12 protein-coding genes are annotated in these 14606 nt (G+C 33.7%); 7 read left to right on the top strand and 5 right to left on the bottom strand.

The window, feature by feature from the left end; all coding sequences use genetic code 11:
• Nucleotides 1-31: 31 nt before the first annotated feature.
• Nucleotides 32-1510, bottom strand: coding sequence for an Lsa family ABC-F type ribosomal protection protein (locus RBB48_RS12575; RefSeq protein ID WP_046954623.1), 1479 nt, complete (start codon nt 1508-1510; stop codon nt 32-34).
• 1006 nt (nt 1511-2516) lie between these two features.
• Between RBB48_RS12575 and RBB48_RS12570 the strand changes: the two genes are divergently transcribed.
• A complete protein-coding gene (locus RBB48_RS12570; protein ID WP_306007724.1) occupies nt 2517-5237 on the top strand; it encodes a sensor domain-containing protein in 2721 nt (906 codons plus the stop codon).
• 598 nt (nt 5238-5835) lie between these two features.
• Here the strand turns inward: RBB48_RS12570 and RBB48_RS12565 are convergent.
• A complete protein-coding gene (locus RBB48_RS12565) occupies nt 5836-6339 on the bottom strand; it encodes a GNAT family N-acetyltransferase (RefSeq protein ID WP_087984039.1) in 504 nt (167 codons plus the stop codon).
• A 255-nt stretch (nt 6340-6594) separates the two neighbouring features.
• Here RBB48_RS12565 and RBB48_RS12560 point away from each other — a divergent pair, with 255 nt between their 5' ends.
• From RBB48_RS12560 to RBB48_RS12535, 6 genes are all read left to right on the top strand, one after another.
• On the top strand, nt 6595-6993 hold the full coding sequence (locus tag RBB48_RS12560) for a DUF2871 family protein (protein ID WP_088610281.1): 399 nt from the start codon (nt 6595-6597) through the stop codon (nt 6991-6993).
• Nucleotides 6994-7161: 168 nt separating this feature from the next.
• The gene (locus tag RBB48_RS12555) at nt 7162-8553 is read left to right on the top strand and encodes an FAD-binding oxidoreductase (RefSeq protein ID WP_306007723.1); all 1392 of its coding nucleotides are present in this window, start codon (nt 7162-7164) and stop codon (nt 8551-8553) included.
• 4 nt (nt 8554-8557) lie between these two features.
• Nucleotides 8558-9526 carry a bile acid:sodium symporter family protein gene (locus tag RBB48_RS12550; RefSeq protein WP_306007722.1) on the top strand — a complete coding sequence of 323 codons (969 nt, stop codon included), beginning with the start codon at nt 8558-8560 and terminating at the stop codon, nt 9524-9526.
• A 12-nt stretch (nt 9527-9538) separates the two neighbouring features.
• A complete protein-coding gene (locus tag RBB48_RS12545) occupies nt 9539-9886 on the top strand; it encodes a DUF4260 domain-containing protein (RefSeq protein WP_097908576.1) in 348 nt (115 codons plus the stop codon).
• Nucleotides 9887-9909: 23 nt separating this feature from the next.
• A complete protein-coding gene (locus tag RBB48_RS12540) occupies nt 9910-10437 on the top strand; it encodes a GrpB family protein (RefSeq protein WP_306007721.1) in 528 nt (175 codons plus the stop codon).
• Between the two features lie 141 nt (nt 10438-10578).
• Nucleotides 10579-11184, top strand: coding sequence for an FMN-binding negative transcriptional regulator (locus tag RBB48_RS12535; RefSeq protein WP_306007720.1), 606 nt, complete (start codon nt 10579-10581; stop codon nt 11182-11184).
• A 348-nt stretch (nt 11185-11532) separates the two neighbouring features.
• Here the strand turns inward: RBB48_RS12535 and RBB48_RS12530 are convergent, their stop codons facing one another.
• The 3 genes from RBB48_RS12530 to RBB48_RS12520 all read right to left on the bottom strand — a co-directional run bounded on the left by RBB48_RS12530 (nt 11533) and on the right by RBB48_RS12520 (nt 14534).
• Nucleotides 11533-11721 (bottom strand): Phr family secreted Rap phosphatase inhibitor, encoded by a 189-nt coding sequence (locus RBB48_RS12530; RefSeq protein ID WP_097908440.1) that lies wholly within the window; start codon nt 11719-11721, stop codon nt 11533-11535.
• Nucleotides 11718-12812, bottom strand: a complete 1095-nt coding sequence (locus RBB48_RS12525; RefSeq protein WP_097908441.1) for a response regulator aspartate phosphatase — start codon at nt 12810-12812, stop codon at nt 11718-11720. Before RBB48_RS12525 ends, RBB48_RS12530 begins: the two co-directional genes overlap by 4 nt.
• A gap of 255 nt (nt 12813-13067) precedes the next feature.
• Complete coding sequence (locus tag RBB48_RS12520) at nt 13068-14534, bottom strand: protein adenylyltransferase SelO (protein ID WP_306007719.1); 1467 nt, start codon at nt 14532-14534, stop codon at nt 13068-13070.
• Between the last annotated feature and the right edge of the window lie 72 nt (nt 14535-14606).

Here is a 14606-nt window from a genome sequence, read left to right as displayed (position 1 = left end):
ATGGCTTGATTTATTAATGATTCGAGTGGAGTTACATAGATATAGTTTTCGTTGCAACGGTTTGTTGAAATGCCTTATCATGCTCAACAATAATCATTGTGGGATTAAATTGTTGAATCAGCTCTTCAATTTGCATACGTGAATAAATATCTATAAAGTTTAATGGTTCATCCCATATATACATATGGGCTTTTTCACATAAACTTTTAGCGATAAGCAGTTTTTTCTTTTGTCCACCAGAATAATGAAATATATCTTTCTCAAATTGAATTCGGTCAAAATCCATCTTTCGTAGGATGGATTTAAATAATGTCTCATCAATCTTGTGCTCTTCAATAAAATTTGATAGCGATCCTTTCAAATGAGAAGTATCTTGTTGGACATAGGAGATGGTGAGTCCTGTACCTAAAGTAACTGAACCTGTATGCTGTATCGGATACCCTAGAATTAGTTTTAGGATACTGCTTTTCCCGCTCCCATTTTTGCCATCAAGCACAATTCGGTCACCTTGTTCAACTACGAAGTTAATTGGCTCATTCACGACTTGTTCATCGTACGTAACAGACACGTCAGCCAAAGTAACTAATTCATTTGACTTGAACTTTAATGCTTCTAATTTTAATGACTCAGTTTTCTCCACATTTTTTAGTAATTTTGACTTTTCTTCAATAGCTTTTTGTTGCCTTGATTCTAGGTTTTTTGCCCTTTTCATCATCTTGGCTGCTTTATGTCCTACAAATCCCTTATCCAACTTAGAACCTGAATTTCTTGTTCCATTTTTTGAAGCTTCTACATCATGAGACCAACTTGCTGAACGCTTGGAAGACTGTTTTAATCTTCCTATGTCTTTTTGTAGACGATCATTTGTAGCCTCTTCGTGCTCTTGCTGTCTATCGAAATTTAATTTCCAAGAAGAATAGTTCCCGCTTTGAACTTCAATATTTGCTCTATTTATAGATAAGATATGGTCAACGCATCCATCTAAAAAGACTCTGTCATGTGAAATTAAAATAAACCCTTTTTTCTTCCTTAGATAATCAGAGACTATTTTTCGTGCATCCGTGTCTAGGTGGTTTGTTGGTTCGTCAATTAATAGGAATTGGCCCTCATTTAAAAACAGTGCAGCAAGCAACACCTTTGTTTGTTCTCCATTTGATAAAGTTTTAAACGGTCTGTACATGACCTCGGCATCAACATTTAAATAGGATATTTCACGTAGAAATTCCCAATCTTCTGCTTGGGGACAAATTTCTTCAAGGATTTCATGAGTGAATTTGTTCTTATCTGCAACAGTGTAGGGGAAGTAATTGAATTCTACCGAAGCAAGGATTTTTCCACTATACTCGTAATTTCCTAATAATAAATTAAAGAATGTCGTTTTACCTCGTCCGTTTCTACCGATAAATCCTAGTTTCCAATCCGTATCTATTTGAAAGTTTACATCTTCAAAAATATTATCAAAGCTACCTGGGTATGAAAAAGTTAAGTCTTGAACTTTTATCATTGACATAATAATTCCTCCTTTATATATCGAAACGTTTCATATAAAGTCGGAACATCCATCCATTTTTTAATTTCTCTATATAAGTTTGATGGATATTAACGACTTATATAGAGCATTACATGTGTAACAATAGTATCTGAATTAGCCATTTTTTTCGCTCCTTTATTTGTTAGGTAAATTTAGCGATTAATAAATTTTAACTTACATAAAAGGGAATAAAAAAATCCCCCGATTTTTAATCGGAAGGATTAGTCTGTCGCTTAAGTAAGTACTTATTAATCATTTGAATCATGACAAATAAAGTATGAAATGAATTATAAAAATGGATAGACTAACCCTATATTTTGTAGTTTGAAGTTATAAAATTCAACTTAAAATATAAATTAGTTAATCATTATTCATCCATCATTCCTTTCATCATTCTATTTTTAGAGTAACATTCTTTTTTGGGAGATGCAATATCATCTTCACTTAATGCTAGATCATTTATATTTCTTTGGTTAGGTCGATATAACATTACATCTTTCTTATAAACATCTTATTTTTGTTCAAAATGTCACGTCTTTTGTCCATTAAAAGGGGAGGTATTTGAAATTGACAGCACCCTTCACTGTAACTATAATAGTTACAGTGAGTTCGGTCATTTAATTCGAATTTCTAAATTAATGATAGTATATTACCCTTCTTTCTAAGTGTGACAATAAGCGAATAACTATGTTGCTATGGAAGTTTAGATTCTATCTCATATTCAAAGAACAGCTAAGTTGTATTATTCAAATTTACGATGAGTAAATACCGAAAAATAACATTTTCCATCGTATTCTTTTTGGAATGCTTAGTTAAAAAAGAAGAAATATCTGCAGAAAGTAAATCAGGCTGTGGTATGTAGAAAGAAATCCTATAAAAAGTTCATAATATGGAATAATAAGTAAGTTCATTTTGATGAATACGAGCAGTGCAGCATCAGGTCATTTTTAATAAAAATCTAGAAAAAATTAAGAAGGTGAGTCCGTTGCGTAAACATTCACATGTGCAATTTTATGTATTGATATTAGCTCTACTAGCTTATTTAAGCTTTTGTTTTATATTTTTATTTGTTTTTCCGAATCATTATTTTGTATCAGATTTTAATATACGACTATCATCCTTAGTTGTTGAAACTACTGTATTTATCTCATTACTTTACTCTATGGTATCAAGAAAAATTAAACTAGGAGTCTTTTGGGTTTGTATTACTATTGCAATAGGGTGTTTCTTGATAGGGAATTTTATATCTGCTTTTCAAGTACTTAATGTAGAATTACCAATAGAAAATTTTAATATCTCTGATGTATTTTTGTTGTTTTTCTTATTCTTCTTTCTCCTTGCGTTCTTTTATAAAATCATTATGGAATGTAACAAGTGGGAAAAAGCGTATTTAATTTGTGATTTATGTATTGTTGTTACTGCTATTTTTACCTTAGAATGGTACCTATTTAATAAACCTTCTGCAAATATCTTATTCTTATCAATTGGAGATGTTTTTCTTTCATTTATTTTCCCAATTATAGATCTATTGCTTCTATTACTAGGAGTTAGCCTTATTTTTCGACCAGCAATTTTTAATGCGAAAAGTAAATTGTTTATTTTTATCTTAGTATTAACTGGCTTGTCTATTACGGACTATTTATATTTCTATTTACAAGATGATTTATCACATCGTTCACTTATATTATTAAGGTGTTTGTATAGAGTTTTTCTATTATTTATTGCCATTGCTGCTACTATTCCAAGGAGTACATCTTCTAGAAGAGATTACTTTATTATTAATCCGACATTTGGAAAGAAACTTCTTGTCATATTTCCTTATCTTTCAGTTGCAATTTTAATTGGTTTTACTTTCAAAGAGCAAACTTCTTCCTCTACACTGATTACGGGAAATTGTATTGCCTTTGTATTTGTACTGATTCGTCATACAATTGTACGAATGCAAAACAAAGATTTAACCGAAACATTAAAAGTGTTTAATAATCAATTAGAGCAAAAAGTATCTAAAAGAACAGCAGATTTAATAAAAAAATCTAATGATTTGGTGAAAAATCAAGAGAGGTTTAAGTCTTTATATGAGTACCATCCAGATCCTATATTAACAATTGATTCAAATGGTACCGTATTAAATATAAACCAGTCTGGAAGTATGTTATTAGGAAAAGACAGTGCAGCATTAATAGGAAAAGAGTGCTTTTCTATTTTTTCAGATGAAGATAAACCTGAATTGGAAGCAGCTCTAAAGATGGGGAAACGATGTAGTTCGTCTGCGTTACAGTTACGTGTGAAAAATAATAATGAGAAGGATATACATTTTTGGTACGTTACTATTGTTCCTATCATGATAGAAGGACAAACTTTTGGGAGTTATATAATGGTAAAAGACATAACGAGGATGAAGAAACAACAGGATGAGATAAACTATCTAGCATTTCATGATACAGTGACGGGGATTGGAAATCGAATATTCTTCCAACAAGAATTAGACAGATCTATTGAGCGTGTACAAAAAACACAGGATAAGTTTGGACTTCTGTATATAGATTTAAACCGCTTTAAGACCATTAATGATACACTGGGGCATGCAATTGGTGACAGTGTTTTAAAAGAAGTTGCCAAACGTTTTAGGACATGTCTGTCACCAGCTATTCCTTTAGCAAGAATAGGGGGAGATGAGTTTGCAATCATTGTCCATAACAAAACAGAGCAACAGCTATTAGATTTGTGCGGAATATTATTTCGTATAACTGAAGAACCATTTGTAATAAATCAACACAGCTTTTATTTATCCCTTAGTATAGGAATAGCGTTGTATCCATTTGGAGGAACAAATGCCACAACACTTTTACAACATGCTGATATCGCTATGTATAGCGCAAAGGAAGAAGGTAGCAATGCTGTTTGTATATACGACGAGACATTATCTCTAAAAATAACAAGACGATTACAATTAGAGCAAGATTTACCGAATGCAATTGAAAATAATGAGTTGTTTTTATTGTACCAACCACAAGTTGATAGTAAGGCAGGAAAGGTTATTGGTGCAGAGGCATTAATACGTTGGCAACATCCAGAGCTGGGGCTAATTTCACCTTTTGAGTTTATACCTATCGCGGAAGAAACATCACAGATTATTACAATTGGGAAATGGACGCTACAGCAAGCGTGTTCACAACTGAAAGAATGGCATTCTGCAGGTTATACAAATCTAAAAATGGGGATAAATTTATCAGCTATAGAGTTTGAACAGAAAGATTTTGTTCAAACGATTATATCTACCATAGAAGAAATAAGAGTACCAGCTAATTTGATTGATTTGGAATTAACAGAGCGAATTGCCATGGTAGATGAAAAAGAAACTTTATTGAAGTTAAAAGCATTAAAATCATATGGTGTACATTTATCAATTGATGATTTTGGTACAGGATATTCTTCATTAGCATATCTACCTTTATATCCAATTGATACTTTGAAAATTCCAAGAGAATTTGTGAATAGGATTGGAACTTCGAATGATGGAGATGAAATTATACAAACTATTATTTCGCTAGCTCATACTTTAAATATGAAAGTGATTGCGGAAGGAGTAGAAACGAAGAAACAATTAACAGTGTTACAACAAAATGCATGCTATTTAATTCAAGGCTATTATTACAGTAAACCTGTAAATGAAGATGAGTTTCTCAAGTTTTTAAGCAGGGAATAAGTGAGAACTATGTACTTGTGAAGTAAAGGGAAAAGAAGTTCTACCTATATTAAGTAGAACTTCTTTTTTAGTTAACTAGCAGTTAGGTTTCCAAAATATTTTGCATTAAGATGTATCATTACTCAAGCTGTTATCTTGTTCTTAAGTGATTCCTTTTTCATGACTTGTCTTCTCGTCAAGAAATTTGAAGGGATCGTATTAAAGGTGCAGGTCATACTGTCTAAAGTCATTTTATTATTTATCGTTTATTACATTTGAAATGACTTTTAATGTGCATATAAGCACGTGATAAGTAAATTAAATAAACAAAAGGCCCTGTAAAAAATACAGGGCCGGATACAGGGTTAAGGGAACGCATAGTTTCTTATTAATATATTAGCATAAACTTTTCATGTAGCTACATAAGAGTTTTGACAACTTTAAGAACAAAATAGAGTGTTTGTAAGAATAAATACACTAATTTAAATTAGAATTGTGATTTAAATTAGTGTGGTTATAATGTGAAAAAACAGATGAGTATTTTAATCATAATAACTTTTAGGAATGTATATGTAAGAAATATTTTTTGATTAGATTAAAAGTGAACTCTGACAATTTATTATATGTTATACCCAAATAACTTTAAGTTTTCTCCAGAGTCTGAAATTATCTCTTCGAACTGAAATCCTACTTTTTCTAAAAGATTTCCTGAATTGATGTTATCAATAGTAGTAATTGCTACAATTCGTTTCAGCGCGAGCTTTTGTACACCGTAGTCGATTACAGCAGAAGCTGATTCAAAGCCATACCCCTTCGAACGGAATTTCTCTAAAAAGGCAAAACCGATATCGACATCTTCTAATGAATCTCTTTTAATAAGTCCGCACATACCAAGTGGAGTGAAATCTTCTTTTCGTTCAACTAAGTAAAGACCAAATCCCATTTTATTATACATATCAACTGGTCCGTTTAAGATGTATTTTTTTGCATCTTCTAAGTTTTTAATCCTTTTATCACCAATAAACTGAATCCAGGCAGGATCGTTTACTAATTCAAGAATAAATGGAGCGTCTTTTATATGAAACCAGCGAAGAACGAGTCGTTCAGTTTCAAGAACTATCAAGCTATTGCACCACCTTTAACATTTATAATAATTAGTATGGAGTGTGTAATACGAAATCGCAACATATTTTAAAATAGTCCTGCTTGTTCACATAAAGTTCGTTTGTTTTGTATAAAGGGATATCCTATAATTAAAATTGATTGTAAAGAGTGAGATGCTTATACAATGACTCCTAGGTGACTAGGAGTTTTTACTATATAACTATCATTATTACTAAATATGGCACACTACACATTCTACTCAAGGAGGTACATAATGAAGAAATTATATAATGCATCGTTTACGTATTTGATTATCGGTTTATTATCAGGAATTTTCGCCAGGGAGTATGGAAAGTATAAGGGGATTTTAGGTTCTACTTTGTTAAATTTATTGCATACACATACACTTGTACTTGGCTTTTTCTTCTTTTTAATTGCTTTAGGATTAGCAAAAGTATTCGCGTTTCATGAAGCGAGAAGTTTTAATAAGTGGTTTGTTGTACATAATATCGCATTAATTTTAATGTTAGGTTCATTGGCCGCAAGAGGGCTTCTTCAGTTAAATGGAGCGGACTTTAATGGATTAACTTATATTGTTGGGTTTTCTCATTCGCTGATGGCAGGTACTTTAATTTGGTTTATGTTGTTAATAAAGAAGTCATTTAAAATGTAGTTTTATAGTAAAGAACTTGCGATAGGTATTGCAAGTTCTTTTTGTTTATTCGACAGTATGAAACTTGCATATGTATAAAACTTGAATTATTTAATTTTTCGGATTATTATGTATAAAATAGTTAACATATTTTGTAATTCAAATTTATAGAAAGTAGGAGAGTGTACGATGGAAATAACGGTAGAGCGTTTAGTAAATGAATTAAAGGGTGTACTTCCCGAAGATCGAGTAGTTGTAAATACGACAGTAAGAGAGTTACATAGTAAAGATGAATCTTATCATACTAGTAGTTTACCTGATGTAGTAGTTTTTCCAAAAACGACTGAAGAGGTTAGTAAATTAATGAAAGTAGCGAGTGAGCATAAAAAACCTGTCGTTCCTTTCGGTGTAGGCTCTAGCTTAGAAGGCCACGTTATTCCATATGAAAAAGGAATTACAATGGACTTTTCGCTCATGAATAAAATACTCGAAATAAGAGAGAAAGATTTCCTTGTAAGAGTACAGCCGGGAGTGACTCGCTCTCAGCTTAATAAAGAATTGAAAAAGTATGGATTGTTTTTTAGTGTGGATCCAGGAGCAGATGCAACGTTAGGTGGAATGGCTGCTACAAATGCGAGCGGAACGACAGCAGTTAAGTATGGGGTAATGCGTGATCAAGTTCGTGATTTAGAAGTCGTTCTTGCTGATGGGGAAGTAATACATACTGGAAATTTAGCGGCGAAGTCATCATCAGGTTACCATTTAAATGGTGTTTTCGTAGGATCAGAAGGTACGCTTGGATGCTTTACAGAGTTAACGTTAAAAGTATACGGCATACCAGAACATGTTATGGCTGCGAGAGCATCGTTTCCAACTATAAATAATGCAGTAGAAGCTGTTATTAATATACTACAAGCGGGTATTCCAATTGCAAGAATTGAACTTGTAGATGAATTGTCTATGAAACAAGTAAATCATTATAATGAAACAAGTTACAGAGAAAAACCTACACTGTTTTTAGAGTTTCACGGTAATGAAGCAGGGCTAAAGCAAGATATTGAATTCACGAAGGAAATTGTTTTTGATCATAAATGTAAAGAAGTTGCTTTTGAAACGGAAACTGCGGCGAGAAATAAATTATGGGATGCGCGGCATAATCTAGCATATTCTTACGTTCATAGCTATCCTGGTAAAAAGCTTATGAGTACAGACGTATGTGTACCAATTTCAGAATTAGCTGGTGCAATCCAACATGCGAAAGAGACATTAGATAAAGTAGGTCTTATCGGTGGTATTCTTGGGCATGTGGGAGACGGGAATTTCCACGTGCTCTTAATGGTTGATCCAAACGATAAAGAAGAAGTGGAAAAGGCGGACGAAATAAATGAAAGTATCGTTTTATATGCTCTTAAACGAGGTGGAACGTGTACGGGAGAACATGGCGTTGGAATCGGAAAACGAAAGTATCAAGAAGAAGAACATGGGGCGGCATTACTCGTAATGGAAAAAATAAAGAAAGCTCTTGACCCACAAAACATTTTGAATCCGAATAAAGTTTTTCAGTTGAAGGATAGGGGATGATTGGGTGAAAGTACTAGAAGCGATAAGTAATATAGCTGGAAAGTATTTTGCATTTTGGGTTATTTGTATGGCAGCTATTGCATATTTCATTCCTGGACCATTTCTCGGGTTAACTAGTTATATAACAATTTTACTCGGGATTGTAATGTTTGGGATGGGATTAACATTAAAGGCTGTTGATTTTAAAATCATTGCTACAAAACCATTGCCAGTTATTATCGGTGTATGTGCTCAGTTTATTATTATGCCACTTGTCGCATACGTACTAGCCTACGTTATGAAGTTACCAGCTGAATTAGCAGCTGGATTAGTGTTGCTCGGTTCAGTACCGGGTGGCACTGCATCAAATGTTATGGTTTATTTAGCAAAAGGGAACTTAGCGTTGTCTATTGCAATGACGTCATTATCAACGTTATTAGCGCCAATTGCTACACCTCTTATTTTATTATTACTTGCAGGACAATGGATGCCAGTGAATGCTATGTCTATGTTTCTTTCTATCGTACAAGTCATTATCCTACCAATTATTTTAGGATTAGTAGTGAAGAAGTTTTTCCTTAAAACTGTTACGAAAGGAATGACTGTTATCCCTTTAATATCAGTTGTAGCAATTATCATTATTGTTTCTGCCGTTGTTTCAGCGAATGTAAGTAGCATTACTTCTTCGGGCCTGCTTATCTTCATTGCAGTGATGCTCCATAATGCGTTTGGTTTTTTACTCGGATATATCACAGCGTTCGTACTTAGACTAGACGAAGGGACAAGAAGAGCTATTTCAATAGAAATAGGAATGCAAAATTCAGGCTTAGGAGTTGCGCTGGCAACAGCACATTTTGGACCAGCAGCTGCACTTCCAAGTGTATTAGCGGCAGTATGGCATAACATTGCAGGACCGATTTTAGCAACTATCTGGTCAAAAAATGCAAAGAATACTTTCAGTGATGAAAATTTATCGGTAAATATAGAAAAATAGGAACGATAAAGAATGCAAAAACGTATTGTACATTTTGAAGGGCTGGTTGTTTTCGTAGCCACAATTTATGCGTATTCAATATATGAATTTAGTTGGATTATATTTTTGGTATTCCTTTTAGCCCCGGATGTATCCATGTTAGCGTATGGTATAAATAATCGTGTTGGTGCTAAAGTTTATAATATATGTCACACATATATTATATCTATATTAATAGCTATCATAGGTGTCTATTTTAAGATAGATACCGTTATAATGATTGGCTTAATATGGACAGCACATATTGGGATGGATCGAATGTTTGGATATGGATTGAAATATGAGACGGATTTTAAAGATACTCATATTCAAAGGTTATAATTGCTTTTGAGGAGAGGGATACGTTGAAACAGAGAATTACTATCGAAGAATATAACATTATATGGGAAAGTGATTTTTATAAACTACAATCGCTCATTAACAATGTAATAAAAGAACTTGTTTTGTCCATTGAGCATGTTGGGAGCACATCTGTTAAAGGACTTGCATCGAAGCCAATATTAGATATTGATATAGTAATAGAAGAGTACGAAATTTTTCCTGAAGTAGTAAAAAGGCTTGAAACGATAGGGTATTACCATCAAGCAGACTGGAGCTTCAAAGGAAGAGAGGCGTTTGGCAGAAAGGACGCTTTCGTTCCATGGAACGGGGAAAGTACAGTTTGGATGGAACATCATTTGTATGTGTGTGACAAAAATAGCGAAGAGTTAAGAAGACATATAGCGTTTCGGGATTACCTTCGTGAACATGCCGATGTTGCTATTGAATATGGTCGTCTAAAGGGAAAGTTAGTAAGAGAGTCGAAAAATCGAGTGAGCTATAGTGAAGGTAAGACGGCATTTATTACAAATATATTAGAAAAAATAAACTAAGGCGGCATGGAATACATGCTGCCTATTCTTTTTTAATTGAAAGCTGCCACTATAAAATAATGACAAACTGTCCCTGTTGATTGCTGCGATTACTAAATATAATAGGAAATAAAAAAGAAAATATTGGAAAAGAGGGAGCTTATGTACATACCAAAATATTTCGCAATACAAGATGAAGAGATGAAGTACGAAATAATGGAACAAAGTAGCTTTGCGACATTATTTTCTCAACATAACGGGGAACCATATGCAACGCATTTGCCGTTGTTATTAAATAGGGAGACCCTAACTTTACATGGCCATTTCGCACGTCCGAATGAACAGTGGAAAGATAGTGGGAATCAACAAGTACTCGCTATATTCCAAGGGCCACACAGTTACATATCGCCGTCATGGTATGAAACAAACAATGCAGTGCCAACATGGAATTACGTTGCAGTACATGTATACGGTGAATTAGAAATTGTTGAAGGTGAACAGGAATTATTAAATTCTCTTCAAGATTTAGTACATACATATGAAGAGCCACAGAGTACCTACTCTCTAAATGAGGTAGATTCGAATTATATGGCAGGATTAAGTAAAGGGATAGTTGGTTTTAAAATTAAGATTAGTAAAATAGAAGGAAAAGCGAAGTTAAGTCAAAATCATTCTGTAGAGAGACGGAATTTAGTTGTGGAGGAACTTGAGAAAGTTGGTAGTGAGGGGAGTAAAGCAATCGCGGATTTAATGAAAGAAACAAAATGAGTTTTGTGAAATAGAGGTAATTTGCTAATTTTGTAGAAAATATATTTTTACTTAAAAGAAAATGCCTCCGTAGCTCTAGAAGGGAAGAGCGCCGGAAAACATGTCGCACCGGGTCGCAAGGCGAAGGTTTCAGAAGCGCCGAAAAGCAAATAAGCTGAGACAGGTGGAATTCCTGTCGGTGAAATTTCGTAGGGAAGCGTGTTCCCCTTAGCCTATGCCTTACGAAAGGAGTACGGGTTCGAATCCCATCGGAGGCATATGGAAAGCCCTGTATGAAGAAATATTCGATTATATTAACTAAATAAGTGCAATTAAAAAAGACCTTCTAAATTGAAGGTCTTTCGTTTTTTAAAGTGCTTTTTCAGCTGTTGTTGAGCTGTAGTCTTTACTTGCGTCAACAGATTGAACAAAGTCAGGCCTTTGTGGTGAAGGGAAATCTGCATGACTTGCTTGATATGTAAACGAACTATTTACCCCAATAGACACAATTCCGATAACAGATAATCCTAATAAGATGGAACCAATTTTTCTTATCATTTTAATGCCCCTTTCTCAAACGTTTTTTCTTTTGCTTGTAACGCTTTATGAAAATACTCGCTTGCTTTTATATGATTATTTTCATCGTAAAGTTTAACGGCTAACTTTTCTGAATATTCCTGAGTGTAGTTATATAAAGATTCTTTGTCGAAATACGCAATTCCTTCAAGAATAATTTTTTCTAAGTCTTCAGTTGACTCGTTATTGTTAAGGGACTCTAAAATTTTAAAGTGAAGCATATATTCTTCATTGTTAAGTTCTGTACAAATTTTTAATCCTTTTTTTATAAGTTCTGAAGCGATATTTATTTCACCAAGTTTAGAATGTTCCCTAGCTTGTAAGAAAATTGCTTTGAAATGGGTAGGCATTTTTGTCGTTACTTCAGATAGATGGCGAATAGCCAGTGTTGATAGGTTTTGATTGGCATATAGCCAGCCTAAATTATTACGAACTCTTAAAAGTAAAGATTCTTCATTTTGTTTTTGTAAAATATTGATTGCGGAGTTGTAGTGTTCTTCAGCTTGCTCGTATTGTCTTAATTGTACACATGATGCACCTATAACGCTTTCACATGAAGCGACATTTTTTTCATAATCTCTATACATGAAAAATATTTCTCGAGCTTTATTAGCATATTGAATTGCTTCAATAGGTTTATAAAAATGTTGATTAAAGATAGCGAATCGGTAATTATATTCTGCTTCCTCTAGTTTATCTGAAACATTAACTAATAGCTTTTCAGCTTTTTCATAATGTTCACTTGCTAAATTATAATTTGTTGTTAAAGTAGCATGAATCGCTTTAAATAAATGATAGTAGTAAGAAAGTTGGTGATTAGGTGAAATCGCGTAAGAATCTATTTTATTGAAACTGTCTTTTGTGATGCTTAAACCATCAGTTAAAACTTTGAAACGAAAATTTAGTAGAGAATAGTATAACGCTAAGTTTTCATCTTCCTCAAAGTTTAGTTCCTTTTCCTCAATTTCATGCTTTAAGTTTGTCGCCTGGGACACATCTTGTTTAAGCATAGCTAAATACCAATCATTAAATAATTTCGTAATTTGTTCATTACCTTGTAGTTGAACGTTCATGAAATCCCCTCGCTTTTTGAATATTCTTATAAAATATATTATCAAAAATAACAATATTTAGAAATGTAATTTTTATTTCTCAATATTTGTTTAACAAGCTCATGAGTAAGTCTATTGGAATAGTTAGGTTTTTGTTTTGGAGAAAAGAAAAGGAATCGGGGGAAGTGCATTTTAAAGTTCTAGTTGAGAGGCGAGAGTATAAAAAAGGTGTGCTCACACAATTTGTATGAACACACCTTTTTACATATTAAACAATCAAGTCCCACAAAAAGTACGATAAGGACGATTCGTCGGTGCAGGTGGAACACAGTATTCTTCTTGATCTGTAGCATACGCATAAGGATTTGATAGAGCTTCAAGAAGTTTTTCCATTACGCTATAGTCGCCATTTGCCACAGCTGCTTCTAGCGCTTCTTCTACGCGATGGTTTCTTGGGATGATGGATGGGTTATTATTTTTCATCATTTCGTAGGCGTTTTCTTTCGCTTCTTCTTGTCTTTCTAATCGAGATTGCCACAGTTTGTACCATTCTTTAAATTCAGGACTTTCAAATAGAGCTGTATTTTCTATAGTATCAAGAGTTAATGAACGAAATGTATTTGTGTAATCTGCTTTAAATTTCTCCATCATTTTTAAAAGTTGCTCAATAAGTGATTGATCTTGTTCCTCACTGCTAAATAGTCCTAATTTCTTTTTCATTCCAATGAACCACAGGTTTTCATATTGTACGCTAAATTTTGAAATTTCGTCTTGAGCAATTTTTAATGCTTCTTCTTCATCTTCATGCAGAATTGGTATTAAAGATTCTGCTAGTCGCGCCAGGTCCCATGCGGCCATATATGGTTGATTTCCATATGCGTAGCGACCTTGTGTATCAATAGAGCTAAATACAGTTCCTTGGTCGAAATTGTCCATAAATGCACAAGGGCCGTAATCAATCGTTTCTCCACTAATCGTTATATTGTCAGTGTTCATTACGCCATGGATAAATCCAACAAGTTGCCATTTAGCGATGAGACTTGCTTGTTTCTTTATGACTTCTTGTAGTAATGCAGTATATCGATTTTCATGTGCTTCAATTTCTGGATAATGCCTTTTTATCGTATAGTCAGCTAGCGATTTAAGGTCATCGATGGAACCTCGAGCAGCAGCATATTGAAATGTGCCGACACGTATATGACTGCTAGCGACTCTAGTTAAAATTGCTCCAGGTAACTTTGTTTCCCGATATGTTGGCTCGCCTGTTGTGACAACTGCTAAACTGCGAGTAGTTGGAATATCAAGTGCATACATTGCTTCACTAATAATATACTCACGTAGCATCGGACCGAGTGCAGCACGACCATCACCACGGCGTGAATACGGAGTAGGGCCAGAACCTTTCAGTTGAATATCAAAACGTTTACCTGAAGGAGTAATTTGTTCACCTATTAAAAGCGCGCGACCATCGCCTAACATATTAAAATGTCCAAATTGATGACCTGCATACGCTTGTGCTAATGGATGAGCTCCTTCTGGGAGTGCATTACCAGCGAAAATAGCAATTTCAACTTCTTTTTTCAATTCTTCAGGATTAAAGCCAAGAGATATTGCTAGCAAATGATTTAGTTTAACTAGCTCCGGTGAACTTACTGGAGTAGGGGGGATTTCTGTATAAAATGTTTGTGGTAAAGTTGTATAACTATTATCTAAATTCCAACCAGCTTCATTATTTTTAGTCATTTTATCTCCTCCTTGTTTATTTTTTTATAATGTATTTGTACGTATGTATTCTTTGTAAAATTAGCTAAAAGT

Origin of the sequence: Bacillus sp. MMSF_3353 (assembly GCF_030733445.1) — a bacterium.
In the GTDB taxonomy this organism is placed as follows: Bacteria; Bacillota; Bacilli; order Bacillales; family Bacillaceae_G; genus Bacillus_A; species Bacillus_A wiedmannii.
This window is presented reverse-complemented; position numbering and strand designations above follow the sequence as displayed.

Coding starts and splice junctions, on each gene's coding strand:
- RBB48_RS12575 (WP_046954623.1), bottom strand. CDS start 1,510: ATGTCAATGATAAAAGTTCAAGACTTAACTTTTTCATACCCAGGTAGC.
- RBB48_RS12560 (WP_088610281.1), top strand. CDS start 6,595: ATGAAGAAATTATATAATGCATCGTTTACGTATTTGATTATCGGTTTA.
- RBB48_RS12555 (WP_306007723.1), top strand. CDS start 7,162: ATGGAAATAACGGTAGAGCGTTTAGTAAATGAATTAAAGGGTGTACTT.
- RBB48_RS12545 (WP_097908576.1), top strand. CDS start 9,539: ATGCAAAAACGTATTGTACATTTTGAAGGGCTGGTTGTTTTCGTAGCC.
- RBB48_RS12535 (WP_306007720.1), top strand. CDS start 10,579: ATGTACATACCAAAATATTTCGCAATACAAGATGAAGAGATGAAGTAC.
- RBB48_RS12530 (WP_097908440.1), bottom strand. CDS start 11,721: ATGATAAGAAAAATTGGTTCCATCTTATTAGGATTATCTGTTATCGGA.
- RBB48_RS12525 (WP_097908441.1), bottom strand. CDS start 12,812: ATGAACGTTCAACTACAAGGTAATGAACAAATTACGAAATTATTTAAT.
- RBB48_RS12520 (WP_306007719.1), bottom strand. CDS start 14,534: ATGACTAAAAATAATGAAGCTGGTTGGAATTTAGATAATAGTTATACA.